The organism is Pantoea sp. SGAir0184 (assembly GCF_043544755.1).
On the sequence record NZ_CP028050.1, the window covers coordinates 1474251 to 1500628 of the forward strand.

The following is a 26378-nucleotide window of genomic DNA, read 5'->3' on the forward strand; positions in this document are numbered from 1 at the left end:
ATAAGGAGCAACGTGTGAAGTACAGGGGTTTTCTGTTTGATTTAGACGGGACGCTGGTGGATTCACTGCCGGCCGTGAATCGCGCCTGGTCAAGCTGGGGCGCACGCCACGGCCTTGCTGCGCAGCAGGTGCTGGACTACATTCACGGCAAACCGGCGATCAACTCGCTGCGCCACTTTATGGCGGGCCAGTCTGAAGCAGCGATCCAGGCCGAATTTCGCTGGCTGGAGCAGCTGGAAGCAGAAGACACGGCAGGCGTGCAGGCGATTGCCGGTGCACACGCGTTGCTGACCACCCTGAACGCACTCGACATTCCCTGGGCGATTGTGACTTCGGGATCGATCCCGGTGGCGCATGCCCGTCACAAAGCGGCCGGTTTACCGCTGCCGGAGGTGTTTATTACCGCCGAGGACATTAAATTCGGTAAGCCCAATCCTGAACCTTATTTGCTGGGCGCTGAGCGGCTCGGGCTTTCTGCGCCAGAATGCGTGGTGGTGGAAGATGCACCGGCGGGCATTATCGCCGGGCTGGAAGCGGGCAGCGCGGTGGTGGCGGTCAATCCGCCGGCCGATGCGCCACGCCTGAGTGAAGTGGCGCTGCAGGTGGAAAATCTGCAGCCGCTGCACATCAGTAAACAGCTGGACGGTTACTTCAGCGTGACGCTCCGCGCCTGAAACAGCCCACGCTGAGCGGCGCAGGTTACAGCGGCGTATCCTGGGAAATTTCATCCAGCGACAGGCTGAAGCTGGGGATGAAGACTTCAACGAAGTAATCCATCTCCGGCGATCGCCGCTGCGCCAGCGTCTTCTCCAGACGGGCTTTGGCCAGCAGAAACTCGTTGTTGCCGGCCGATAGTTCTTCAAGGCACTTGAGGTAGGCGCACAGCGCATCAGCCTGTTTTACCACCGCCTGCTCGCTCTCGCTATGCAGGTGCTCATCCAGCAGCGGACGATATGCGTCCTGCAACTCAGGCGGCAGCATCTCAATCAGCTTGTGCTGCGCAATCTTTTCAATCTTCTTGTATTCATGGGCAATCTGCGCGTTGTAGTACTTTACCGGCGTGGGCAAATCGCCGGTCAGCACTTCGCTGGCATCGTGATACAGCGCCAGCATGGCGATGCGATCGGCATTCAGATTGCCGTTAAATTTTTTGTTTTTAATGATGGCCAGCGCATGCGCCACCATGGCGACCTGCAGACTGTGCTCGGAGACATTTTCCGTGCGCACATTGCGCATCAGCGGCCAGCGGTTGATGAGTTTCAGGCGGGAGAGGTGGGCGAAAAAGTGGCTACGGGTCATGGACGGTTCCTGTTGCACGGCGGGGAGCTTGTGCGGCTCCCCGAAAGTCAAACAGTATACGCGTCACAGATTACTGGCGATAGCCTTGCAGGAAGCGACCAAACTTGTTGATGGCCATCTCGAGGTCGTCCACGCGCGGCAGGGTAACGATGCGCACGTGATCCGGCCACGGCCAGTTAAAGGCAGTGCCCTGCACCAGCAGCACTTTTTCCTGCAGCAGGAAATCCAGCACCATTTTCTGGTCGTCCATGATGTTGAATTTCTTAGCATCGATGCGCGGGAACATATAGAGCGCGCCCTGCGGCTTCACGCAGCTGACGCCGGGAATATCGTTAATCAGTTCCCAGGCGCGCTGGCGCTGCTCGAACAGCCGTCCACCCGGCGCGATAAACTCGCTGATGCTCTGATAGCCGCCCAGCGCAGTCTGAATGGCATGCTGTGCCGGCACGTTAGCACACAGACGCATCGAGGCCAGCATCTCCAGACCTTCGATATAGCCTTTGGCGTGCTTCTTCGGTCCGTTCAGTACCATCCAGCCCTGGCGGAAACCCGCCACGCGGTAGGTTTTGGACAGCCCGTTGAAGGTCACGGTCAGCAGATCCGGTGCCAGCGCGGCAATCGAATGATGCTGGGCTTCGTCATACAGAATCTTGTCGTAAATCTCGTCGGCGAAGATGATCAGGTTATGCTGGCGGGCGATCTCCACGATCTCCAGCAGCAGCTCTTTGCTGTACACCGCACCGGTCGGGTTGTTGGGGTTGATGATCACGATCCCGCGGGTACGCGGCGTGATTTTGCTGCGAATATCATCCAGATCCGGGAACCAGCCCGCGGATTCGTCGCACAGATAGTGCACCGCTTTGCCGCTTGACAGCGAAACCGCCGCCGTCCACAGCGGATAATCTGGCGCGGGCACCAGCATCTCATCGCCGCTGTTCAGCAGCGCCTGCATCGCCTGCACGATCAGTTCAGACACACCGTTGCCAATATAGATATCTTCTACCGTAACGTCGCGCATGTCGCGCGCCTGGTAGTGCTGCATGATGGCTTTACGTGCTGAATAGAGACCTTTCGAGTCGCAATAGCCTTGCGCGCTCGGTAGGTTACGAATCACGTCTACCAGGATTTCATCAGGGGCTTCAAAACCAAACGGGGCAGGGTTGCCGATGTTGAGTTTGAGAACTTTGTTGCCTTCTTCTTCGAGACGTTTAGCTTCTTTCAGTACCGGGCCACGAATGTCGTAACAGACATTTTCCAGCTTGCCGGATTTATCAATTTGAAAATTCATCGTTACCGCCTTAATGGGCAGAGTCCTTTTAACCTGCCACTAAAATCAAACCTGCTCAATTTACTCCTCTCACCGTAACAAAAGAAGGGCAGCGCTGGGTTTTGGCGCGATAGCCAGGCTTTGCCGGATTCAGTGGCGTGAAACGCATTTTTAACTATTAAAACTGGTTTAATTATCTATTAAAATGGCAGGAGTCAACATTAAATGCTTGCGCTGATCGGGTCGCCTGTAAACCGGGATATCCAGCCACACGCCGCGCCATTCAGCAATTTTTCATTTAACTGCGGTCTGAGGAATGGTTAGCGACTTGATGAAATAGTTAAAGGAATCTTGTTAGATGCCGAAAAAATGTGCAGCAATGATTAAGCACTATCTGGCATGCGGCGATGACGACGGTTATTTGCTTTGCCAGGCGGTTGAAACCAGGCCCCGTCAGCCGGGGATAAAACCGCGTGGCAGCGGCTTAAATAGCATTTACGCTGTCACTTTAACGCTTATCATTCAGTTTAAGAACCAGGCGGGTTAAAAAATCAGCAGCGTTGTGGCAGGATGTGCCGGAAATGGCTTTTGGTCAAAAATTACGATGTTTTGAACAAAAACATTTCCATTTATAGCGTAAAAATGATTAAGTATAATTTATTATTTGATGCACTTTATCGCTTCGCATCAGCATAACAAGATGTTATTCCTTTTTGCCCCGCAGGACAGTTTGGCGGGAAACCAGGCAACTACACAGCTTCCAGCAACGTTCTACTGACGTCCCTGGCCCAGGAAGTTGTTCTGACTTTTACGACGCCATTGCCCGTTTTGCGGTGATGTGTTCGTCGGCATCCGCCTGACTCGATTTTTTCATGAGCGCCTTCACACAGGGCGATCATTAAGCACCATTACCACTTATCTCTTTGATAAGTATGGTAATACACCAGGGTAGTAGTTTCAAAAAATCTTATAAGTGAAGAAATAACATGACTAATGCAAATCGTCCGATACTGAATCTCGACCTCGATCTGCTGCGTACTTTTGTCGCCGTTGCTGACCTGAATACCTTTGCAGCCGCCGCTGCAGCAGTATGCAGAACGCAATCAGCCGTAAGCCAGCAGATGCAACGTCTGGAACAATTGGTAGGTAAAGAGCTGTTTGCCAGACATGGACGTAACAAATTGCTGACTGAGCATGGCATTCAGCTGCTTGGATACGCCAGGAAGATCCTGCGTTTCAACGATGAAGCCTGCACTTCTTTAATGTACAGCAATATCCAGGGCGTGCTGACGATTGGCGCGTCTGACGATACCTCTGATACCATTCTGCCGTTTCTGCTTAACCGCGTAACGTCAGTGTATCCGAAACTGGCAATCGACGTCCGCGTGAAGCGTAATCCGTTTATGATGGAGATGCTGAACCAGGGCGAAGTGGATCTGGTGGTGACCACCTCCAGTCCGGGTAACTTCACCTACCAGGTGCTGCGCACCTCGCCAACGCTGTGGTACTGCGCGGCAGACTATATTTTCCAGCGTGGTGAAGCCATTCCGCTGGTGCTGCTGGATGAGCCAAGCCCGTATCGTGACATGGCGATCGATCATCTCAACGAAGCGGGTATCCCGTGGCGTATCTCCTACGTGGCTTCCACGCTGGCGGCGGTACGTGCGGCGGTAAAAGCGGGGCTGGGTGTCACCGCGCGTCCGGTTGAAATGATGAGCCCGGAACTGCGCGTGATGGGGGCAGCAGAAGGCCTGCCGGTGCTGCCGGATACGCAATATCTGCTGTGCCGTAATCCGGACAGCGATAATGAGCTGGCACTGGCCATCTTCAACGCGATGCAATCCACTAACGATCCTTACAATCTAAGCGCGAATCCGGACGGTACGCTGCTGCTGGATGATGAAGAGTAAGGTTGACCGTTACTGGTAATCCGTCACAACCGGCATGCCAGATAATTGTTAAAAGTTAGAGAAAAGAGCCTTAGCCTGATGAAAATCAGCTAAGGCTTTTTTTATGGCGGTTATTTCCGCTTTTTTAGCACGATTTGCACCTGATAATTTCACTAACTTCCTGAAAAATGAAATGTGTTTCATTTTCATCCTGCGCGGAATTTATTTATCATTTCGTGCCAACTTTATCTCCGCCTGTCGCCAGACCGCCTGCCGGTTTTTCCAGCAAAAAACGTCAATATGTGTTCTGGATCAAAAAAATACCCCCGATAAGGGGGGGGAAATCCGCGCAAGACCTGTCAAACTATGATTGTTAAACGCACGATCCATGCATGTGAATACCCGCTACACTGAAATTAACCGTACAAACTGAAGCGATTTAGCTGGCGCTCAGAGGTGCATATGTTAATAATATGATGCGGGTGTAAATTAATGTTTGGATACTTTTGTCAAAGTTGACAAAAGGTTATAGAAAGGAGTAAAAAACCCCATAAAATTGCTGCTTAATTGATAAAGACAGCAAAGTTTATAAGGTTTTTTATCCTTCCCTTGAATCGATGTGGTGTGTTTGCTGCGACAGTGCAGGATGCCATCGCCACTTTTGATGAGTAAGCAAAGAGTATGTCAACAACCACAGAAGTCATCGCTCATCACTGGGCGTTTATTGTTTTCATTGTTATCGCGTTTGGCCTGTGTGCCTTTATGTTAACCGGTGGCTGGTTGTTAGGTGGACGTGCACGCGCGCGTCATAAAGACACGCCGTTTGAATCCGGTATCGAATCCGTCGGTGATACCCATATCCGCCTCTCGGCAAAATTCTATCTGGTTGCGATGTTTTTCGTCATTTTCGACGTCGAAGCCCTCTATCTATACGCATGGTCGACCTCCATTCGCGAAAGCGGCTGGGTCGGCTTTGTCGAAGCCGCAATTTTCATTTTGGTGCTCCTGGCAGGCCTGGTTTATCTGGTGCGCATCGGTGCGCTGGATTGGGCGCCTGCGCGTCGTCGCGTAGTCGTCAAATCGAGCCCGGTCAGCCACAGTCACACCAACCCTCATAAGCAGTAAAAGCGAGGCAATAAGATGGACTACACGCTGACACGCGTAGACCCGAACGGGGGCGATAACGACCGTTATCCCCTGCAGAAACAGGAGATTGTTACCGATCCTCTGGAGCAGCACGTTCATCGCAGCGTCTATATGGGCAAGCTCGAGCACGCCCTGCATGACATGGTGAACTGGGGTCGTAAAAACTCTCTCTGGCCGTATAACTTCGGCCTTTCCTGTTGCTACGTGGAAATGACCACGTCATTCACCGCAGTACATGATGTGGCGCGTTTCGGTGCGGAAGTAATGCGCGCCTCGCCACGTCAGGCTGACTTTATGGTGATCGCCGGTACGCCGTTTACCAAAATGGCGCCGGTGATTCAGCGTTTGTATGACCAGATGCTGGAACCAAAATGGGTGATTTCGATGGGGGCCTGCGCCAATTCCGGCGGCATGTATGACATCTATTCGGTGGTGCAGGGTGTGGATAAATTCCTGCCGGTTGATGTGTATATCCCGGGTTGTCCGCCACGTCCGGAAGCTTACATGCAGGCGCTGCTGCTGCTGCGTGAGTCCATCGGCAAAGAACGTCGTCCACTCTCGTGGGTGGTTGGCGATCAGGGCGTGTATCGCGCCAATATGCAGTCTGAGCGTGAAAGAAAGCGTGGTGAGCGTATTGCCGTCACCAACCTGAGAACCCCAGACGAAGTTTAAGCACCCCGTACACGGATGGAGCCACGGCCGCAGCAGATAATGACAACGTAGTGTGTGCCGCCATCCTGACGCCTTCTTTTGAGTGCCTGATTACAGGCCGGAATGGTGAGTAACGTATGACAGATTTAACCACGCAAGATCTCGCTCAGCCTGCATGGCAAACCCGGGATCACCTGGATGATCCGGTGATCGGCGAGCTGCGTAACCGTTTTGGGCCGGATGCCTTTACCGTTCAGGCCACCCGCACCGGCATTCCGGTCGTCTGGGTGAAGCGTGAACAGCTACTGGAAATCATTGAATTCCTGCGTAAGCTGCCGAAGCCGTACGTCATGCTCTATGACCTGCACGGTTTCGATGAGCGTTTACGTACCCACCGCGCCGGTCTGCCCGCCGCGGATTTTTCCGTTTTCTATCACCTGCTGTCGATTGAACGCAACCGCGACATCATGCTCAAGGTGGCGCTGTCTGAAAACGATCTGAATGTGCCCACCATCACCAAAATTTTCGCCAACGCCAACTGGTACGAGCGCGAAACCTGGGAGATGTTTGGTATCACCTTCAACGGCCACCCGCACCTGACGCGCATCATGATGCCGCAGACCTGGGAAGGGCACCCGCTGCGTAAAGACTACCCGGCGCGCGCCACTGAGTTCGATCCTTTCACGCTGACTAAGCAGAAAGAAGATCTGGAGATGGAGTCACTGACCTTCAAGCCGGAAGACTGGGGCATGAAGCGTGGCACCACCAATGAGGACTTCATGTTCCTCAACCTCGGTCCGAACCACCCTTCAGCGCACGGTGCCTTCCGCATCATTCTGCAGCTGGATGGCGAAGAGATCGTCGACTGCGTGCCGGACGTGGGTTACCACCACCGCGGCGCGGAGAAGATGGGCGAGCGTCAGTCGTGGCACAGCTATATTCCGTATACCGACCGTATCGAGTACCTCGGCGGTTGCGTAAACGAAATGCCTTACGTGCTGGCGGTGGAAAAGCTGGCGGGCATCACCGTACCGGATCGCGTGAATGTGATTCGCGTGATGCTGTCAGAGCTGTTCCGTATCAACAGCCACCTGCTGTACATCTCCACCTTTATTCAGGACGTCGGTGCCATGACGCCGGTGTTCTTTGCCTTTACCGACCGTCAGAAAATCTATGACGTGGTGGAAGCGATCACCGGTTTCCGTATGCACCCGGCGTGGTTCCGCATCGGCGGTGTGGCGCACGACCTGCCGAAAGGCTGGGAGCGTCTGCTGCGTGAGTTCCTCGACTGGATGCCGAAGCGTCTGAAAGAGTATGACAAAGCTGCGCTGCGCAACACCGTGCTGATGGGCCGTTCGCAGGGCGTTGCCGCCTATAACATGGACGAAGCGCTGGCGTGGGGCACCACCGGTGCCGGTCTGCGCGCCACCGGTCTGGACTTCGACGTGCGTAAATGGCGTCCCTACTCCGGCTATGAAAACTTCGACTTTGAGGTGCCGGTCGGCGCGGGCATCAGCGACGCTTACACCCGCGTGCAGCTGAAGATGGAAGAGATGTGGCAGTCGCTGCGTATCCTGGAGCAGTGCCTGAAAAACATGCCGGAGGGTCCGTTCAAGGCCGATCATCCGCTGACCACGCCGCCACCGAAAGAGCGCACGCTGCAGCACATTGAAACCCTGATCACCCACTTCCTGCAGGTTTCGTGGGGCCCGGTAATGCCGGCCAACGAATCGTTCCAGATGATTGAAGCGACGAAAGGGATCAACAGCTACTACCTGACCAGCGATGGCAGCACCATGAGCTACCGCACCCGCGTGCGTACGCCAAGCTTCCCGCATCTGCAGCAGATCCCTTCGGTGATCCGCGGCAGCCTGGTATCCGACCTGATCGTGTACCTCGGTAGTATCGATTTTGTTATGTCAGACGTGGACCGCTAATTATGCACGATCAAAAAATTGCCATTCAAACCATCGACCCGAATGAGGTCTTTGTGCTGAGCGAGGCCGAGCACCACGCTATTGAGCATGAGAAACATCACTACGAAGATGCGCGCGCAGCCTCAATTGAAGCGCTGAAGATCGTGCAGAAGCAGCGCGGCTGGGTGCCGGACGGCGCGATTAACGCGATTGCTGAGGTGCTGGGCATCCCGGCCAGCGACGTGGAAGGCGTGGCGACGTTTTATAGCCAGATTTACCGTACGCCGGTTGGCCGCCATGTGATCCGCTATTGCGACAGCGTAGTGTGCCACATCACCGGTTACCAGGGCATTCAGGCGGCGCTGGAGCAGAACCTGAACATCAAGCCGGGACAAACCACGCCGGATGGCCGCTTTACGCTGCTGCCAACCTGCTGCCTCGGCAACTGTGACAAAGGCCCGACCATGATGGTGGATGAAGATACCCACGTTCACCTGACGCCGGAAGGCATCGCCAACCTGCTGGAGCAGTATCAATGACCATTAAACAGATCATTCGTACTGCGGAAACCCATCCGCTGACCTGGCGTCTGCGTGACGACAAACAGCCGGTATGGTTCGATGAATACCGCAGTAAAAACGGCTACGTTGGCGCCGATAAAGCGCTGAAGGGCATGAGCCAGGACGAGATCGTCGCTGCAGTGAAGGATTCCGGCCTGAAAGGGCGCGGCGGTGCGGGCTTCAGCACCGGCCTGAAATGGAGCCTGATGCCCAAAGATGAATCCATGAACATCCGTTACCTGCTGTGTAACGCCGATGAGATGGAACCTGGCACTTATAAAGACCGCCTGCTGATGGAGCAGTTGCCGCACCAGCTGGTGGAAGGCATGCTGATCAGTGCGTTTGCGCTGAAAGCCTACCGTGGCTACATCTTCCTGCGCGGTGAATACATCGAAGCCGCGGAAAATCTGCGTCGTGCCATCGCCGAAGCCACTGCCGCGGGCTATCTCGGTAAAAACATTCTTGGTACCGGCTTCGATTTCGAGCTGTTTGTTCACACCGGTGCGGGCCGCTATATCTGCGGCGAAGAGACCGCGCTGATCAACTCGCTGGAAGGGCGCCGCGCTAACCCGCGTTCCAAGCCGCCGTTCCCGGCCAGTGCCGGCGTCTGGGGCAAACCGACCTGCGTTAACAACGTTGAGACGCTGTCCAACGTGCCGGCGATCTTCCTGAATGGCGTGGAGTGGTACAAAAACATCTCCAGCAGCGAAGACACTGGCACCAAGATGATGGGCTTCTCCGGCCGGGTGAAAAATCCGGGCGTGTGGGAGCTGCCGTTTGGTACCACCGCGCGTGAAATCCTCGAGGATTATGCCGGCGGAATGCGCGATGGCCTGAAGTTCAAAGCCTGGCAGCCGGGCGGAGCCGGTACCGACTTCCTGACCGAGCAGCACCTCGACCTGCCGATGGAATTTGCCAGCATCGGCAAAGCCGGCAGCCGTCTGGGTACCGCGCTGGCGATGGCGGTCGACCACGAAATCAATATGGTGTCGCTGGTACGCAACCTCGAAGAGTTCTTTGCGCGCGAGTCGTGCGGCTGGTGTACGCCGTGCCGTGATGGTCTGCCGTGGAGCGTGAAGATCCTGCGTGCGCTGGAGCAGAAAAAAGGCCAGCCGGGGGATATCGAAACCCTGCTGCAACTGTGCCGCCAGCTCGGTCCGGGCAAGACGTTCTGCGCCCACGCACCGGGTGCCGTTGAGCCACTGCAGAGCGCGATTAAATATTTCCGTGACGAGTTTGAAGCTGGCATTGCGCCGCAGGTGTTTGGCAATACCCGCGCCATTGGCGGGATTCAGCCTAACCTGCTGAAAGCGCGCTGGTAAGCCGCCGTCGTACACGGAATCGCCCGGGCCTGAGGCTGCGGGGCAGGAATTAGATGTTTAACGCTCGTCTGCGGACGAGCCTTACGGAAGCATGTTCACTATGGCTACAATCCATGTAGACGGTAAAGAATATGATGTGAACGGAGCGGACAACCTGCTGCAGGCGTGTCTGTCTCTGGGCCTTGATATTCCTTATTTTTGCTGGCATCCGGCGCTGGGAAGCGTGGGAGCCTGCCGCCAGTGCGCGGTGAAGCAATTCCAGAATGCCGAAGATACCCGTGGTCGCCTCGTCATGTCCTGCATGACGCCTGCGTCTGACGGCACCTTTATCTCCATCGACGATGGCGAAGCGAAAGAGTTTCGTGAAAGCGTGGTGGAGTGGCTGATGACCAACCACCCGCACGACTGTCCGGTGTGCGAAGAGGGCGGTAACTGTCACCTGCAGGATATGACGGTAATGACGGGACACAGCTTCCGTCGCTACCGTTTTACCAAGCGTACCCATCAGAATCAGGATCTCGGGCCGTTTATCTCGCATGAGATGAACCGCTGTATCGCCTGTTACCGCTGCGTGCGCTACTACAAAGATTACGCCGATGGCAAAGATCTTGGCGTGTACGGCGCGCATGACAACGTCTACTTTGGCCGTCCGGAAGATGGCACGCTGGAGAGCGAATTCTCCGGTAACCTGGTAGAAATCTGCCCGACCGGCGTGTTCACCGATAAAACCCACTCTGAACGCTATAACCGTAAGTGGGATATGCAGTTTGCGCCCAGCATCTGCCAGCAGTGCAGCGTGGGTTGTAACACCAGCCCGGGCGAGCGCTATGGCGAGCTGCGTCGTATCGAAAACCGCTACAACGGATCGGTGAACCACTACTTCCTGTGCGACCGTGGCCGTTTCGGCTATGGCTACGTGAACCGTAAAGATCGTCCGCGTCATCCGGAACAGCTGCGCGGCAGCGACCGTATCACGCTGAACGCAGAACAGGCGGTTAATGCCGCCGCGGATATCCTGCGTCAGGCGAAGAAGGTGATCGGTATCGGTTCACCTCGCGCCAGTATTGAAAGCAACTTCGCGCTGCGTGAACTGGTGGGCGCGGAAAACTTCTCAACCGGTATGCCGGCAGCTGAGCAGGCGCGGGTTGAGTTGATGCTGAAAGTGCTGCAGCAGGGCGGCATTTACACGCCATCGCTGCGTGAAATTGAAAGCTATGACGCCGTGCTGGTGCTGGGTGAAGATTTGACTCAGGTCGGTGCCCGCGTGGCGCTGTCGGTGCGTCAGGCCGTTAAAGGCAAAGCACGCGAAATGGCCGCCGCTCAGAAAGTCGCGGACTGGCAGATCGCCGCCATCCTCAACATTGGTCAGCACGCCAAACATCCGCTGTTTGTCACTAACGTTGATGAAACCCGTCTCGATGATATCGCCGCGTGGAGCTATCGCGCACCGGTGGAAGATCAGGCCCGCCTGGGCTTCGCCATCGCGCACGCGCTGGATGACAGCGCACCGGCGGTTAGCGATTTTGACAGCAGCCTGAACGGCAAGCTGGACGTGGTGGTACAGGCGCTGGCCGGCGCGAAAAAACCGCTGATCATTTCCGGTACCCACTCGGGCAGCACGGCAATGATTGAAGCGGCAGCCAACGTGGCTAAAGCGCTGAAAGCGCGCGGTGCCGACGTGGGTATCACCTTCCTCGCCGGCGCGGCCAACAGCTTTGGTCTCGGCCTGATGGGCGGCCAGTCGCTGGACAGCGCGCTGGAGCAGCTGGATAAAGGCGAAGCGGAAGCGCTGGTGGTGCTGGAGAACGATCTCTACCGTCACGCGCCGAAAGCCACCGTCGATGCGGCACTGCACAACACCGCGCACGTGATTGTGGTTGACCATCAACGTACCGCCACGCTGGAGAAAGCCGGTCTGGTGCTCTCCACCGCCAGCTTTGCCGAGAGCGACGGCACCTCCATCAACCATGAAGGTCGCGCCCAGCGCTTCTTCCAGGTTTACGATCCGGCCTATTACGACGATAGCGTGGTGATGCTGGAGAGCTGGCGCTGGCTGCATTCGCTGCACAGCGCTGTAGAGAGCCGCCAGATTGACTGGACGCAGCTCGATCACGTGATTGATGCCGCGATTGTGGCGCTGCCGCAGCTGAAAGGGATTAAGGACGCGGCGCCGGACGCCAGCTTCCGCATCCGTGGTCAGAAACTGGCGCGTTCACCGCATCGTGCCAGTGGCCGTACCGCCGCGCGCGCCAACATCAGCGTGCACGAACCGCGTCAGCCGCAGGATAAAGACACTATGTTTGCCTTCTCCATGGAAGGTAACAACCAGCCGTCGGCACCGCGTTCGCAGATTCCTTTTGCCTGGGCACCAGGCTGGAACTCACCGCAGGCGTGGAACAAGTTCCAGGCGGAAGTGGGCGGTAAACTGCGTCATGGCGATCCGGGCGTGCGGCTGTTCGAAGCCAGCGAAAGTGAACTGGACTGGTTCAGCCAGGTTCCGGCACGCTTCGTGGGCGGCAGCCAGTATCGCGTGGCACCTTACTATCAGCTGTTTGGTAGTGAAGAGATGACGCAGCGTTCGCCAACCTTCCAGAAACGCATGGCAGCGGCCACGCTGGTGATCAACCCGGCAGATGCTGAGAAGCTGGGCGTTAATAACGGTGCGTCCGTGGAGCTGGTTTGCGCCGGTGAAACGCTGCGTCTGCCGGTGCGCTTCTCCGCGGCACTGCAGGCGGGGCAGGTGGGTCTGCCGCTCGGCATGCCGGGTGTACCGCCGTTCCTCGCGGGTGCGCAAATTGACAAACTGCAGGAGGCAGCGCAATGAGCTGGCTGACACCGGACGTTATTGACATCATCCTGCAGGTGGTGAAAGCCATTGTGATCCTGTTGGTGGTGGTGGCCTGTGGTGCCTTCATGAGCTTTGCCGAGCGTCGTCTGCTCGGCCTGTGGCAGAACCGTTATGGACCGAACCGCGTAGGCTGGGGCGGCTCGCTGCAGCTGGCGGCGGACATGATCAAAATGTTCTTTAAAGAGGACTGGGTTCCGCCGTTTACCGATCGCTTCATCTTTACCCTGGCACCGGTCATCGCCTTCGTTTCGCTGCTGCTGGCGTTTGCGATTGTGCCGGTTTCGCCGAGCTGGATGGTCACCGACCTGAACATCGGTCTGCTGTTCTTCCTGATGATGGCGGGTCTGGCGGTATACGCCGTACTGTTCGCGGGCTGGTCGAGTAACAACAAATACTCGCTGCTCGGTGCAATGCGTGCCTCCGCGCAGACCCTGAGCTACGAAGTGTTCCTCGGCCTGTCGCTGATGGGCGTGGTGGCGCAGGCGGGTTCCTTTAACCTGAACGCCATCGTTGAGAGCCAGACGCACCTGTGGAACATCATCCCGCAGTTCTTTGGCTTCGTGACCTTCTGTATTGCCGGCGTCGCGGTGTGCCACCGTCATCCGTTTGACCAGCCGGAAGCGGAACAGGAGCTGGCCGACGGTTACCACATCGAATATGCCGGGATGAAGTTCGGCCTGTTCTTTGTCGGTGAGTACGTGGCCATTACTACCGTATCGGCGCTGATCGTCACCCTGTTCTTTGGTGGCTGGCACGGTCCGTTCCTGCCGCCGTTCATCTGGTTCGCCCTGAAAACGGCGTTCTTTATGGTGATGTTTATCCTGATTCGTGCTGCGCTGCCGCGTCCACGCTATGACCAGGTGCTGTCGTTCGGCTGGAAAGTATGTCTGCCGTTGACGTTATTGAACCTGCTGGCCACTGCCGCAGTGATTCTGTACAACGCGCAGTAAGGGGTTTTGAGATGACTTTAAAAGATATTGTCGTTGGCTTCGGCACGACAGTGCGCAGTATCTGGATGATTGGCATGCATGCCTTCGCCAAGCGCGAAACCCAGATGTATCCGGAAGAGCCGGTTTATCTGCCGCCGCGCTACCGTGGCCGTATCGTGCTGACGCGCGATCCGGACGGCGAAGAGCGCTGCGTGGCCTGTAACCTGTGCGCCGTTGCCTGCCCGGTCGGCTGTATTTCGCTGCAGAAAGCGGAGATGCAGGATGGCCGCTGGTATCCGGAATTTTTCCGCATCAACTTCTCGCGCTGCATCTTCTGTGGTTTATGTGAAGAAGCGTGCCCGACCACCGCGATTCAGCTGACGCCGGACTTCGAACTCGGTGAGTTCAAGCGTCAGGATCTGGTGTATGAGAAGGAAGACCTGCTGATTTCCGGCCCGGGTAAATATCCGGAGTACAACTTCTACCGCATGGCAGGTATGGCGATCGACGGTAAAGACAAAGGCGACGCGGAAAACGAAGCCAAACCGATCGACGTTAAAGGCTTATTACCTTAAGGAGCCAGGTATGGAATTTGCGTTTTATCTTTGCGGACTGGTGGCAGTGCTGACGACATTGCGCGTCATCACCCACACCAATCCGGTACATGCGCTGCTGTACCTGATTGTTTCGCTGCTGTCGATTGCCGGCGTGTTCTTCTCAATGGGTGCCTATTTTGCCGGTGCGCTGGAGATCATCGTCTATGCCGGTGCCATCATGGTGCTGTTTGTGTTCGTGGTGATGATGCTTAACCTGGGTAAAACCCAGCAGGATCAGGAGCGCGAATGGCTGAAGCCGTCGCTGTGGATCGGTCCGGGCATTGTCTCGCTGCTGCTGCTGGTGGTGATGATCTACGCCATCCTGACCGCGACCGACCAGGGTATTGATGGCACCGTCATTGATGCCAAAGCGGTGGGCATCAGTCTGTTTGGCCCGTATGTTCTGGCGGTTGAGCTGGCGTCAATGCTGCTGCTGGCCGGTCTGGTGGTGGCGTTCCATATCGGACGTGAAGATCGTCAGGGCGAAGTGCTGAGCAACCGCGTGTCAGACGCGGCGGCCAATAAGGAGGAGCACGCATGATCCCGTTACAACACGGCCTGATTCTGGCTGCTGTGCTGTTTGTTCTCGGCCTGACCTCGCTGGTACTGCGCCGCAACCTGCTGTTTATGCTGATCGGTCTGGAGATCATGATCAACGCCGCAGCGCTGGCGCTGGTGGTGGCAGGCAGCTACTGGGGACAAGCCGACGGCCAGGTGATGTACATCCTGGCAATCAGCCTCGCGGCGGCGGAAGCCAGTATTGGTCTGGCGCTGCTGCTCCAGCTATATCGTCGTCGTCAGACGCTGAACATTGACACAGTGAGCGAGATGCGCGGATGAATCTTCTCTATTTAACCGTATTATTTCCGCTGATTGGCTTCCTGCTATTGGCGTTTTCCCGTGGTCGCTGGTCGGAGAACCTGTCGGCTGCGGTGGGGATGGGTTCAGTGGGCCTTGCGGCGCTGACCACCGTATTTGTTGGCATGGATTTCTTCAGCCAGGGTCAGCAGCCCTTTACCCAGGCGCTGTGGACCTGGATGCATGTGGGTAACTTTGACATCAAAGTGAACCTGGTGCTGGATGGTCTGTCGCTGACCATGCTGTCGGTGGTTACCGGCGTCGGCTTCTTCATCCACATGTTCGCTTCCTGGTACATGCGCGGTGAAGAGGGCTATTCACGCTTCTTCGCCTACACCAACCTGTTCATCGCGAGCATGGTGGTGCTGGTGCTGGCCGATAACCTGATGCTGATGTACCTTGGCTGGGAAGGGGTAGGGCTGTGTTCCTACCTGCTGATTGGCTTCTACTACAGCAATCCGGAAAACGGCAAAGCGGCGATGAAAGCCTTCATCATCACCCGTGTCGGTGACGTGTTCCTCGCCTTTGCGCTGTTCATTCTCTACAACGAACTGGGTACGCTGAACTTCCGTGAGCTGATGGAGCTGGCCCCGGCGCACTTCGCGGCGGACAACCACATGCTGCAGTGGGCGACGCTGATGCTGCTGGGCGGTGCCGTGGGTAAATCGGCACAGCTGCCGCTGCAGACGTGGCTGGCCGATGCGATGGCCGGTCCGACGCCGGTCTCCGCGCTGATCCACGCTGCCACCATGGTAACCGCAGGCGTCTATCTGATTGCCCGCACCCACGGTCTGTTCCTGCTGACGCCGGAAGTGCTGCATCTGGTGGGTATCGTTGGTGCGATTACGCTGGTGCTGGCGGGCTTCGCCGCGCTGGTGCAGACCGACATCAAACGCGTGCTGGCTTACTCCACCATGAGTCAGATCGGCTACATGTTCCTGGCGCTGGGCGTACAGGCGTGGGACGCCGCGATTTTCCACCTGATGACCCATGCGTTCTTCAAGGCGCTGCTGTTCCTCTCTTCCGGTTCCGTGATTCTGGCCTGTCACCACGAGCAGAATATTTTCAAAATGGGCGGTCTGCGTAAGAGCATCCCGCTGGTGTATGTCTGCTTCCTGGTGGGCGGTGCCGCGCTGGCTGCACTGCCGCTGATTACCGCCGGCTTCTACAGTAAGGACGAGATTCTGTTCGGTGCGCTGGCTAACGGTCACATCAATCTGATGGTCGCCGGTCTGGTGGGTGCATTCCTTACCTCAATCTACACCTTCCGCATGATCTTCATCGTGTTCCACGGCGAAGAGAAAATTCATGCGCATGCCGGTAAAGGCATTACGCATCACCTGCCGCTGATTGTGCTGCTGGTGCTCTCGACCTTCGTTGGCGCGCTGATTACGCCTCCGCTGGCGGGCGTGCTGCCACAGAACGAGTTTGGTGAAACCGGCAAAGTGGCGCTGGAAATCACCTCGGGTGCCGTGGCGATTATCGGTATTCTGATTGCCGCCGCGCTGTGGCTGGGCAAACGTCAGCTGGTCACCCGCATCGCCAACAGCGCGCCGGGCCGTTTCTTCGGCACCTGGTGGTTTGCGGCCTGGGGCTTCGACTGGCTGTACGACAAGGTATTTGTTAAACCGTACCTTGGCATTGCCTGGCTGCTGCAGCGCGATCCGCTCAATTCACTGATGAACCTGCCGGCGCTGCTGTCGCGCATCGGTAATAAAGGTCTGGTGGTGAGTGAGAACGGCTATCTGCGCTGGTATATCGCGTCGATGAGCGTCGGTGCCGTGGTGGTGCTGGCGCTGATGCTGGTGATTTAACGATTGATGAGCGGGGCGCGATGGTTTAGCGCCCCACGTAAGAATGTTCAAAATTGTCTGATGCACGGGTGAGATCAACGCAGTCAGTTTGGTGTTCGCCAGCGCAGCAACCGGCGCGTAGTAATACGTGAACGTTGCCCGCGCGGGCGAGGCGAAACAGGCGCGTCAGATAGCCTGAACGAAGACGAAAATAGGGAATGTACGCCGTGTTATTACCTTGGCTAATAATTATACCCTTTGTTGGGGGCTTGCTTTGCTGGCTGGCTGAGCGCCTTGGCGCGAAGGTGCCGCGCTGGATTGCCCTGATCACCATGGGGCTGACGCTGGCGCTGGGCCTGCAGCTGTGGCTGCAGGGCGGCTATTCGCTGACGCAGGCTGCGGGCCTGCCGCAGTGGCAGTCGACTTTCCTGGTGTCGTGGATCCCGCGCTTTGGCATTAATTTCCATCTGGCGCTGGATGGCCTGTCGCTGCTGATGGTGGTGCTGACCGGCCTGCTGGGTCTGATGGCGGTTCTCTGCTCGTGGAATGAAATCGAAAAGTATCAGGGCTTCTTCCACCTCAACCTGATGTGGATTCTCGGCGGCGTGATCGGCGTGTTCCTCGCCATCGACATGTTCCTGTTCTTCTTCTTCTGGGAAATGATGCTGGTGCCGATGTACTTCCTCATCGCGCTCTGGGGTCACAAAGCGTCTGACGGGAAAACCCGTATCAGCGCGGCAACCAAATTCTTCATCTACACCCAGGCGTCAGGTCTGGTGATGCTGATTGCCATTCTGGCGCTGGTGTTTGTGCACTACAACGCCACTGGCGTCTGGACGTTCAGCTATGAAGAGCTGCTGAAAACCCCGATGTCACACACCGTTGAGTATCTGCTGATGCTCGGCTTCTTCATCGCCTTTGCGGTGAAAATGCCGGTGGTGCCGCTGCACGGCTGGCTGCCGGATGCCCACAGCCAGGCACCGACCGCTGGTTCGGTTGACCTTGCCGGTATCCTGCTGAAAACTGCGGCTTACGGCCTGCTGCGTTTTAGCCTGCCGCTGTTCCCGAATGCGTCGGCGGAGTTCGCGCCGATCGCCATGTGGCTCGGCATCATCGGTATCTTCTACGGCGCCTGGATGGCGTTCTCGCAGACCGATATCAAACGCCTGATCGCCTACACCTCGATTTCGCACATGGGCTTCGTGCTGATTGCCATCTACACCGGCAGCCAGCTGGCGTTCCAGGGCGCGGTGGTGCAGATGATTGCGCACGGCCTGTCGGCCGCGGCGCTGTTCATCCTGTGCGGTCAGCTGTATGAACGTCTGCATACCCGTGACATGCGCCAGATGGGCGGCCTGTGGTCGCGCATCAAGTGGATTCCGGGCCTGTCGCTGTTCTTTGCCGTGGCTAACCTCGGTATGCCGGGCACCGGTAACTTTGTGGGTGAGTTCATGATTCTGACCGGCAGCTATCAGGTGGTGCCGTTGATTATCGTGATTGCCACCTTCGGCCTGGTATTTGCCTCGGTGTACTCGCTGATCATGATGCAGCGCGCTTACTACGGCGAAGCCAAATCAAAAGAGCCGCTGGCTGGAATGTCGCCGCGCGAATTCCTGACCATCGGTGTACTGGTCGTGCTGCTGGTGCTGCTGGGCGTTTATCCGCAGCCAATCCTCGACACGTCCCATGCTGCGATGAGCAATATTCAGCAGTGGTTTACCGCTTCAATTTCAACTACAAGGCCGTAATTCGCCATGACAATAACTCCTCAACAATTGATCGCGTTGCTACCGCTGTTAATCGTCGGATTGACGGTGGTGGTTGTGATGCTGTCCATTGCGTGGCGACGCAACCACTTTGTTAATGCCACGCTGACGGTCATCGGTCTTAACCTCGCGCTGCTGTCGCTGTGGTTTGTGGGCCACGTGGGCGCCATGGATGTCACGCCGCTGCTGCGCGTGGATGGCTATTCGATGTTCTATACCGCGCTGGTGATGCTGGCGAGTCTGGCAACCTGCACCTTTGCTTATCCGTGGCTGGCCGGTTTCCCGGACAACAAAGATGAGTTCTATCTGCTGGTGCTGATCGCGGCGCTGGGCGGAATCGTACTGGCCAGCGCCAACCATCTGGCGGCACTGTTCATCGGTATTGAACTGCTGTCGCTGCCGCTGTTTGGTCTCATCGGCTACGCCTTCCGTCAGAAGCGCTCGCTGGAAGCGGCGCTGAAGTACATGATTCTGTCGGCTGCGGCTTCTTCATTCCTGATCTTCGGTATTGCGCTGGTCTACGCCGATTCCGGCAGCCTGAGCTTTGTGCAGCTCGGCAAAAGCCTGAATGACAGCATGATTCAGCAGCCGCTGCTGCTGGTAGGGCTGGGCATGATGATCATCGGTCTTGGCTTCAAGCTGTCGCTGGTGCCGTTCCATCTGTGGACGCCAGACGTTTATCAGGGCGCGCCGGCTCCGGTCTCGACCTTCCTCGCCACCGCCAGCAAAATCGCTATCTTTGCGGTCATCATGCGTCTGTTCATGTACGCACCGGTAACCGACAGTGAAGCGGTGCGCACCGTGCTGGGTGTGATTGCCTTCGTCTCGATCCTGTTCGGTAACCTGATGGCGATTTCGCAGAGCAACATCAAGCGTCTGCTCGGCTATTCATCTATCGCGCATCTTGGCTATCTGCTGGTGGCGCTGATTGCGGTGAAAACCCATCAGCTGTCGCTGGAAACCGCCGGCGTCTATCTGGCCGGTTACCTGTTCAGCAGCCTCGGCGCCTTCGGTGTAGTCAGCCTGATGTCGAGCCCGTACCGTGGTCCGGATGCCGATACGCTTTACTCGTATCGCGGTCTGTTCTGGCATCGTCCGATTCTCTCCGCCGTGATGACGGTGATGATGCTGTCGCTGGCCGGTATCCCGATGACGCTGGGCTTTATCGGTAAGTTTTACGTCATCGCGTCCGGTGTTAACGCGCATCTGTGGTGGCTGACCGCGGCGGTTGTCGCCGGTAGCGCCATTGGTCTGTATTACTACCTGCGCGTTACGGTGAGCCTGTACCTCAGCCCGCCGGAACTGCACACTCGTGATACTCCAGCCAACTGGGCGTTCACCGCCGGTGGTGTGGTGGTGCTGATCTCCGCTATCCTGGTGTTGCTGCTCGGTGTTTATCCGCAGCCGCTCATCACGCTGGTGCAACTGGCCCAGCCGCTGATGTAAACAGTGCGTCATCTTCACAATCAGGCCTGCGGGCCTGATTTTTTTTGCCTGCAATTTGAGAGTTTGATCACATTGCTCCGCGTGTCAGCCCCTGTTACGTGCTGCCCACTGCGTTTAGCGCATGCGCTGTGATAGGCTGTGAAGATCACTTTTTTCGCTCAGACAAGGAAGCATGATGGATATGCAATGGCTTGATTGCCACCACAGTGAACTGACCGCGCAGCAGCTGTATACCGTGCTGGCGCTGCGCAATCAGGTGTTTATCGTCGAACAGGCCTGTCCGTATCAGGATATAGATGGCCAGGATTTGACAGCTGATAACCGCCATCTGCTGGGCTTTCTTGATGGCAAACTGCTGGCGTATGCGCGTCTCCTGACGCCCGCGCTGGCTTCCTCGCCGGTGACCATTGGTCGGGTGATTGTGTCGGAAGAGGCGCGCGGCCTGAAACTGGGCTATCGGCTGATGGAGCAGGCGCTGAACAGCTGCGAACAGCACTGGCCGCAGCGGGCGGTGTATCTGTCCGCGCAGGCGCATCTGGAAGGCTTTTATGGTCGCCTGGGCTTCCGGGCGGTCACGGACGTTTATCTGGAAGATAATATTCCGCACGTCGGCATGCAGAAAAACTAACGGCGAGGTGTTGGCCTCGCCGTGCAGGTTAGCCCGGCGTCATCTGCCGGTCGTCGGTGTACTTGCGCTGATCGGGCGGTGGCGGGAAGTACTGATACAGCCAGGTTTCGCTCAGCGTCTCATCTTTGGTGCGCAGGAACAGGCGCATATCCACCGGTTTGGTTGAGTCGCTGTTCGGATACCAGTCAAACAGGATACGGTAACCTTTCAGCGGTTCGACGTAGAGAATCTCTACCTGTTTGAAGGTGCCGGACGACACGGTGATTACCGGTTCGATGCCTTTCGGCGCGGCCGCCTGCAGGTCGCCGCCAATGAAATCGATAGCAAAGCGGCGGCACCACTGGTCCGGGAAGTGTTCGCCCGGTGCCCAGCCTTCCGGGAAGCCACCAATACCGGTGCGCGTGGCATCAACGCGGGCCAGACCGCTGCGAACCGGCGGCAGCTGGCTCCAGTAGAGTTTGTACTGGAAATTAAACTCGCTGCCAGCTTTGACCGGCTCGGCCGGCTGCCAGAAGCAAACAATGTTATCCAGCGTTTCCCCGGTTGTCGGGATCTCCATCAGGTTGATGGCGCCTTTACCCCATTTACCGATCGGCTCCACCCACAGGCTGGGGCGTTTGTCATACCAGCCAATCACGTCCTGGTAATCTTTGAAATCATGATTCAGCTGCAGCAGACCGAAGCCGCGCGGGTTTTCATCCTGATAGGCATTAAACTGCAGGCGCTGCGGGTTATTCAGCGGACGGGCAATCCACTCGCCGCTGCCGCTCCACATCGCCAGGCGATCGGAGTCATGAATCTGCGGATGATAGGTATTGCACATGCGGCGCTCGTTGGTACCGCAGCTGAACATGCTGGTCATTGGCGCAATACCGAGCTGACGAATCTCGTTGCGCGCAAACAGGTGGTTTTCCACCTCCATCACCACGCGTTTTTCTTCGCAGTGAATGGTGAACTTGTAGGCACCGGTGACGCTAGCCCCGTCCAGCAGTGCATACACCACAAAGGTGGTGTCTTCAGCTTTTGGCGTCTCGAACCAGAAGGCGGTGAAGTCGGGAAACTCTTCCTGGCCATTGCTGAAGGTGTTAACCGCGACGCCACGGGCTGACAGGCCATATTGGTAGGTTTCATCTACCGCGCGGAAGTAGCTGGCACCGAGGAAAGAAACGATGTCGCGTCGCGCCAGCTCCGGTTTTTTAAAGGCGCGGAAACCGGCAAAGCCGAGGTCGGTTTTACCCACCAGCTGCTGGGTATCCACGTTGGCGTTGTGATAATTAAACAGTTCCGGACGGAAGTGGATTTCCCGCGCCTCGCGGCTGGCGGCATCCACGGAGAACATGCGAATGCGGCGCTTAAAGCCCATGCCAACGTGGAAGAACTGCACATCCAGCTCGCGGTCGGCGATGTTGTTCCACAGTGAGTGGTTAGCGTCGTACTGAATTTCGTTATACGCCTGCGGTGTCAGATTGGCCAGGGTCGCGGGCAGGGGGCCGGGCGCGCCGCCCCAGGGCTGTTTGGCCAGTGCCGCGGCTTTCTTTTTCAGCACATCGAAATCGAAGCGCACGGCGGTTCCGTCGGCGATGCCATCATCGGCCCAGGCGGACTGCGCAAACAGCGAGGAGAGCCCGGTCATGCCGCTAACGGCAGAGAGGGCCATGGACGCTTTCATAAATTTTCTACGATTCATGCCGGAAATCTTTTCCTTAGCTGCTCGGGTGTATTGAGGCTGTCGCAAGACATTTAGCGTCAGGCTACAGGGGGTTACGACAGTGGCGAAAATAAAAAATTCAGTCCGCTGAAAATTTATCAGATTAATCAAATAAACGAAGCACAATTCCGCGTGCAACGCCCCGGATGACATAACTTTGCGTTCAGCGCGGCAAAAAGCGCAGTCAGCGGATGACGGCGCGGCGCAAAAACGCAATTTATGACTATAGTTAATCGACACCGCATTTAAACATGGAGGATTGTGAACATGTCATCTACCGATCAATTTGAAACCCGTCTTGATGACGATCTGGCGCTGCTGACGGAAACGCTGGAAGAAGTGCTGCGCTCCTCGGGCGATCCGGCGGACCAGAAATATATCGAACTGAAGCAGAAAGCCGAGCAGGCGCTGGAAGACGTGAAGAATCGCGTGAGCCAGGCGTCCGACAGCTATTACTATCGTGCCAAACAGGCAGCGTATCGTGCCGACGATTACGTGCATGAAAAACCGTGGCAGGGCATTGGTATCGGTGCGGCTGCCGGTCTGTTTGTTGGCCTGCTGCTGGCGCGCCGTTAATCCCCGTGGGCGCGATGTCCGTCGCGCCCGATTCCTGCTTTGCCGCTGTTTCCTTTCCGCATCGCGATTAACCCGCTATTTCGCACCGGCGGCGATTGTGTTTCGCCTGCGCGCTCCCTACAGTGAAAGCCACAGGGATAAGGAGAAGAGATCGTGATACGTGTCGAAATGCTCTCAACGGGCGATGAAGTGTTACATGGGCAGATTGTCGATACCAACGCCGCGTGGCTGGCCGATATGCTGTTTCAGCACGGCCTGCCGATGACCAGTCGCAGCACGGTCGGCGATGCAATGAGCTCGCTGGTTGAAGCGCTACAGAGCCGCAGTCAGATTGCCGACGTGCTGATCGTGAACGGCGGTCTCGGGCCGACCAGCGACGATCTCAGCGCGCAGGCAGCGGCCACCGCCAGTGGCAGCGAGCTGGTGCTGCAGCAGGCGTGGCTGGAGAAGATGGAAGCCTGGTTTGCCAGCCGCGGGCGGCTCATGGCACCCAGTAATCGCAAGCAGGCGGAGATTCCGGCCAATGCCGAATTGATCGATAACCCGGTCGGCACCGCCTGTGGGTTTGCCCTGCAGCTTAATCGCTGCTGGATATTCTTTACCCCCGGCGTGCCGTCAGAATTCAAAGTGATGGTTGAGCAGCAGATTATTCCGCGTCTTAAGGCGCGTTTTACGTTGCCAGACCCCCCGCTGTGCCTGCGTCTGACCACCTTTGGTCGCGGCGAGAGCGATATCGCCGCCGAGCTTGAACCGCTGCCGCTGCCGGAAGGCGTAGTGATGGGCTACCGTTCGTCGATGCCCATCATTGAGATCAAACTGACCGGCCCGGCCAGCCAGCGCGTGGCGATGGAGCAGGTGTGGCAGCAGGTTAAGTTACTGCTGGCCGAGTGCACCATTTTTGAAGGCTTTGAAGGATTGCCGGCCGTGCTGGCGCGGGAACTGCACGATCGCGGCTTCCGCCTTGCTCTGAGCGAACAATACACGGCCGGGTTGCTGCACTGGCAGCTGGCCGCCGCGCAGGTGCCGCTTAGCGCCGCCGAGCTGCTGCCGGCACGTGAGGAGTCTTTGGAAGCGCAGGTTACGCGCACGCGTCAGTTAGCCGCTCAGCAGGGTACAGTGCTGGCCTTGTCGGTTGGCGATCTGCAGGAAGGGGAAGTGTCGATTGCGCTGCACACCCCGGAAGCCAGCTGGGGCCAGCGGGTGAAATTTACCCACGGGCGGCACAATCTGGAAACCCGGCAGAAAGTGGTAGCGATGATGGCGATGAATATGCTGCGCCGCTGGCTGCACGGCAGTGAAGTCAGTACCGGTCACGGCTGGATTGATGTCCTGGAGACGGTAAAGAGCTGACGCTTTCCAGGCTTGTGATTGCTGATGCCATGGGATCAGCATCGCTTTGTGTTGGGTGCCGCGTCGTGAGAGGCATAGCCGCTTGCCGCACCGGCATAAACCCTTCCCTGGGGCCTGCCGCCGCGCCATCCATGGCGCGGAGGCTGCTGCAAGCGGCTATGCCTCCCACGCCCTGCTGGATTCGGTGGTCGCTGTTGTCGGGTGCCAGTTACAGCAGCACCAGAATTGAAAGGGAAGAGGGGGAAGCTGGGCTTAGCCGGACGTCACGCGGCAGGGATGCCGCGTGTCGAGGCCCGCAGGGAGCGGGTTTTGCCGTTCCGGCGTGCTCAGTTCCCCCTCTGACCATGCGGGATCTTAACGCGATAAAAGGAGATTCAGCAGTACGGCCGGCAGGTTACAGCTCGATCTCAATCTCCCCTCTGGCCTTACAACAGCAGGGCAGAATCTCGCCCTGCTGAATAAACGCCAGTGGGGTTTCCGCATAATCCACTTCGCCTTTCAGCAGACGCATGCGGCAGGAGCCGCAGTAGCCTTCACGACACTGAAACTCGACGCACACATTGTGTGCTTCCAGCGTCGTCAGCAGATTAGGGTGTTCGTCTGCGCACTCCAGCCGGGAGCCGGAGCTGCGCAGGATGACCACGGAACGGCTCATGCTTACAGCTGGAAATCGTTGAAGTCGTCTTCGCCCACTTCGGAGTCGATCTGACCCACCAGATAGGAGCTCACTTCAACTTCCTGCGGCGCCACCTGCACGTTATCTGACACCAGCCACGAGTTAATCCATGGAATCGGGTTAGAACGCGTCTGGAACGGCAGATCAAGGCCCACCGCCTGCATGCGGATATTGGTGATGTACTCAATGTACTGGCACAGAATGTCCTTGTTCAGACCAATCATTGAGCCGCCGCTGAACAGATACTCAGCCCACTCTTTTTCCTGCTCGGCTGCTTTCTTAAACAGGTCGAAGCACTCGTCGCGGCACTCGGCGGCGATCTCTTTCATTTCAGGATCGTCTTCACCGGTACGCATTAGATTCAGCATATGCTGAGTGCCGGTCAGGTGCAGCGCTTCGTCACGGGCAATCAGACGAATAATCTTGGCGTTGCCTTCCATCAGTTCGCGCTCGGCGAAGGCGAATGAGCAGGCAAAGCTGACGTAGAAGCGAATCGCTTCCAGCGCGTTAACGCTCATCAGGCAGATATACAGTTGCTTCTTCAGCGCACGCAGATTCACGGTCACGCTCTTGCCCGCCACCTGATGCGTGCCTTCACCCAGCAGATGCCAGTAGTTGGTCATCTCGATCAGATCATCGTAATACTTCGAGATATCCTGCGCGCGCGCCAGAATCTGCTCGTTAGTCACGATGTCATCAAATACCAGTGACGGATCGTTGACGATATTACGGATGATGTGGGTGTACGAGCGTGAGTGGATGGTCTCGGAGAACGCCCAGGTTTCTACCCAGGTTTCCAGCTCGGGAATCGAAATCAGCGGCAGCAGCGCTACGTTCGGGCTGCGGCCCTGAATGGAATCCAGCAGCGTCTGATACTTCAGGTTACTGATGAAGATGTGCTTCTCGTGCTCCGGCAGCGCCTGATAGTCGATGCGATCGCGCGAGACGTCAACCTCTTCCGGACGCCAGAAGAAAGAGAGCTGCTTCTCGATCAGCTTTTCAAAGATGTCGTATTTCTGCTGGTCGAAACGGGCAACGTTCACTGACTGGCCGAAGAACATCGGCTCTTTCAGCTGGTCATTTTTATTCTGTGAGAAAGTAGTGTAAGCCATGACTAAGTCCAAAAGTGAAACGGGCCAGCCGCTGCTGGCCCA

24 protein-coding genes are annotated in these 26378 nt (G+C 57.0%); 18 read left to right on the plus strand and 6 right to left on the minus strand.

Annotated features, from left to right (window positions below):
• The first annotated feature begins 14 nt into the window (after nt 1-14).
• On the plus strand, nt 15-674 hold the full coding sequence (locus C1N60_RS06835) for a sugar phosphatase (protein WP_058780303.1): 660 nt from the start codon (nt 15-17) through the stop codon (nt 672-674).
• A gap of 25 nt (nt 675-699) precedes the next feature.
• Here C1N60_RS06835 and yfbR read toward each other — a convergent pair whose 3' ends face one another.
• On the minus strand, nt 700-1299 hold the full coding sequence (gene yfbR, locus C1N60_RS06840) for a 5'-deoxynucleotidase (protein WP_021509207.1): 600 nt from the start codon (nt 1297-1299) through the stop codon (nt 700-702).
• A 70-nt stretch (nt 1300-1369) separates the two neighbouring features.
• Nucleotides 1370-2587, minus strand: a complete 1218-nt coding sequence (locus C1N60_RS06845) for a pyridoxal phosphate-dependent aminotransferase (protein WP_021509208.1) — start codon at nt 2585-2587, stop codon at nt 1370-1372.
• Between the two features lie 965 nt (nt 2588-3552).
• Between C1N60_RS06845 and lrhA the strand changes: the two genes are divergently transcribed.
• Entirely contained in the window at nt 3553-4476 is a 924-nt protein-coding gene (gene lrhA, locus C1N60_RS06850) for a transcriptional regulator LrhA (protein WP_021509211.1), read from the plus strand.
• A gap of 48 nt (nt 4477-4524) precedes the next feature.
• On the opposite strand, the gene C1N60_RS06855 is transcribed toward lrhA, so the two are convergent.
• Nucleotides 4525-4659, minus strand: a complete 135-nt coding sequence (locus C1N60_RS06855; RefSeq protein ID WP_260467622.1) for a hypothetical protein — start codon at nt 4657-4659, stop codon at nt 4525-4527.
• A gap of 477 nt (nt 4660-5136) precedes the next feature.
• Between C1N60_RS06855 and C1N60_RS06860 the strand changes: the two genes are divergently transcribed.
• The 14 genes from C1N60_RS06860 to C1N60_RS06925 all read left to right on the plus strand — a co-directional run bounded on the left by C1N60_RS06860 (nt 5137) and on the right by C1N60_RS06925 (nt 20914).
• Nucleotides 5137-5580 carry an NADH-quinone oxidoreductase subunit A gene (locus C1N60_RS06860; RefSeq protein WP_021509213.1) on the plus strand — a complete coding sequence of 148 codons (444 nt, stop codon included), beginning with the start codon at nt 5137-5139 and terminating at the stop codon, nt 5578-5580.
• Between the two features lie 15 nt (nt 5581-5595).
• A complete protein-coding gene (locus tag C1N60_RS06865; RefSeq protein WP_021509214.1) occupies nt 5596-6273 on the plus strand; it encodes a NuoB/complex I 20 kDa subunit family protein in 678 nt (225 codons plus the stop codon).
• Between the two features lie 116 nt (nt 6274-6389).
• Nucleotides 6390-8189, plus strand: coding sequence for an NADH-quinone oxidoreductase subunit C/D (nuoC, locus tag C1N60_RS06870; RefSeq protein ID WP_031280036.1), 1800 nt, complete (start codon nt 6390-6392; stop codon nt 8187-8189).
• A gap of 2 nt (nt 8190-8191) precedes the next feature.
• Nucleotides 8192-8707, plus strand: coding sequence for an NADH-quinone oxidoreductase subunit NuoE (gene nuoE / locus C1N60_RS06875; RefSeq protein ID WP_394521571.1), 516 nt, complete (start codon nt 8192-8194; stop codon nt 8705-8707).
• A 2-nt stretch (nt 8708-8709) separates the two neighbouring features.
• A complete protein-coding gene (gene nuoF / locus C1N60_RS06880; protein ID WP_031280037.1) occupies nt 8710-10050 on the plus strand; it encodes an NADH-quinone oxidoreductase subunit NuoF in 1341 nt (446 codons plus the stop codon).
• A 100-nt stretch (nt 10051-10150) separates the two neighbouring features.
• Nucleotides 10151-12874, plus strand: a complete 2724-nt coding sequence (nuoG, locus tag C1N60_RS06885) for an NADH-quinone oxidoreductase subunit NuoG (protein ID WP_394521572.1) — start codon at nt 10151-10153, stop codon at nt 12872-12874.
• Nucleotides 12871-13848, plus strand: a complete 978-nt coding sequence (gene nuoH / locus C1N60_RS06890) for an NADH-quinone oxidoreductase subunit NuoH (protein ID WP_021509219.1) — start codon at nt 12871-12873, stop codon at nt 13846-13848. Before nuoG ends, nuoH begins: the two co-directional genes overlap by 4 nt.
• Before the next feature lie 11 nt (nt 13849-13859).
• A complete protein-coding gene (gene nuoI, locus C1N60_RS06895; RefSeq protein ID WP_021509220.1) occupies nt 13860-14402 on the plus strand; it encodes an NADH-quinone oxidoreductase subunit NuoI in 543 nt (180 codons plus the stop codon).
• A gap of 10 nt (nt 14403-14412) precedes the next feature.
• On the plus strand, nt 14413-14964 hold the full coding sequence (gene nuoJ, locus C1N60_RS06900) for an NADH-quinone oxidoreductase subunit J (RefSeq protein ID WP_021509221.1): 552 nt from the start codon (nt 14413-14415) through the stop codon (nt 14962-14964).
• The gene (gene nuoK, locus C1N60_RS06905; protein WP_013509877.1) at nt 14961-15263 is read left to right on the plus strand and encodes an NADH-quinone oxidoreductase subunit NuoK; all 303 of its coding nucleotides are present in this window, start codon (nt 14961-14963) and stop codon (nt 15261-15263) included. Before nuoJ ends, nuoK begins: the two co-directional genes overlap by 4 nt.
• Nucleotides 15260-17095 carry an NADH-quinone oxidoreductase subunit L gene (nuoL, locus tag C1N60_RS06910; protein WP_104093074.1) on the plus strand — a complete coding sequence of 612 codons (1836 nt, stop codon included), beginning with the start codon at nt 15260-15262 and terminating at the stop codon, nt 17093-17095. Before nuoK ends, nuoL begins: the two co-directional genes overlap by 4 nt.
• A 206-nt stretch (nt 17096-17301) precedes the next feature.
• Nucleotides 17302-18822 carry an NADH-quinone oxidoreductase subunit M gene (nuoM, locus tag C1N60_RS06915; protein WP_031280038.1) on the plus strand — a complete coding sequence of 507 codons (1521 nt, stop codon included), beginning with the start codon at nt 17302-17304 and terminating at the stop codon, nt 18820-18822.
• Between the two features lie 6 nt (nt 18823-18828).
• Nucleotides 18829-20286 (plus strand): NADH-quinone oxidoreductase subunit NuoN, encoded by a 1458-nt coding sequence (gene nuoN / locus C1N60_RS06920; protein ID WP_031280039.1) that lies wholly within the window; start codon nt 18829-18831, stop codon nt 20284-20286.
• A gap of 175 nt (nt 20287-20461) precedes the next feature.
• Nucleotides 20462-20914 carry a GNAT family N-acetyltransferase gene (locus C1N60_RS06925; protein WP_021509225.1) on the plus strand — a complete coding sequence of 151 codons (453 nt, stop codon included), beginning with the start codon at nt 20462-20464 and terminating at the stop codon, nt 20912-20914.
• A 28-nt stretch (nt 20915-20942) separates the two neighbouring features.
• Here C1N60_RS06925 and C1N60_RS06930 read toward each other — a convergent pair whose 3' ends face one another.
• Nucleotides 20943-22601, minus strand: coding sequence for a glucan biosynthesis protein D (locus C1N60_RS06930; protein ID WP_031280040.1), 1659 nt, complete (start codon nt 22599-22601; stop codon nt 20943-20945).
• Between the two features lie 288 nt (nt 22602-22889).
• On the opposite strand from C1N60_RS06930, the gene elaB reads away from it, so the two are divergent.
• Nucleotides 22890-23198, plus strand: a complete 309-nt coding sequence (gene elaB, locus C1N60_RS06935; RefSeq protein ID WP_021509227.1) for a stress response protein ElaB — start codon at nt 22890-22892, stop codon at nt 23196-23198.
• 153 nt (nt 23199-23351) lie between these two features.
• Nucleotides 23352-24548, plus strand: a complete 1197-nt coding sequence (locus tag C1N60_RS06940) for a nicotinamide mononucleotide deamidase-related protein YfaY (RefSeq protein WP_127834358.1) — start codon at nt 23352-23354, stop codon at nt 24546-24548.
• 394 nt (nt 24549-24942) lie between these two features.
• Here the strand turns inward: C1N60_RS06940 and yfaE are convergent, their stop codons facing one another.
• Both yfaE and nrdB read right to left on the minus strand, forming a co-directional pair.
• Nucleotides 24943-25203, minus strand: a complete 261-nt coding sequence (gene yfaE, locus C1N60_RS06945; RefSeq protein ID WP_021509229.1) for a class I ribonucleotide reductase maintenance protein YfaE — start codon at nt 25201-25203, stop codon at nt 24943-24945.
• Nucleotides 25204-25205: 2 nt separating this feature from the next.
• Nucleotides 25206-26336, minus strand: coding sequence for a class Ia ribonucleoside-diphosphate reductase subunit beta (gene nrdB, locus C1N60_RS06950; protein ID WP_021509230.1), 1131 nt, complete (start codon nt 26334-26336; stop codon nt 25206-25208).
• Nucleotides 26337-26378: the final 42 nt, after the last annotated feature.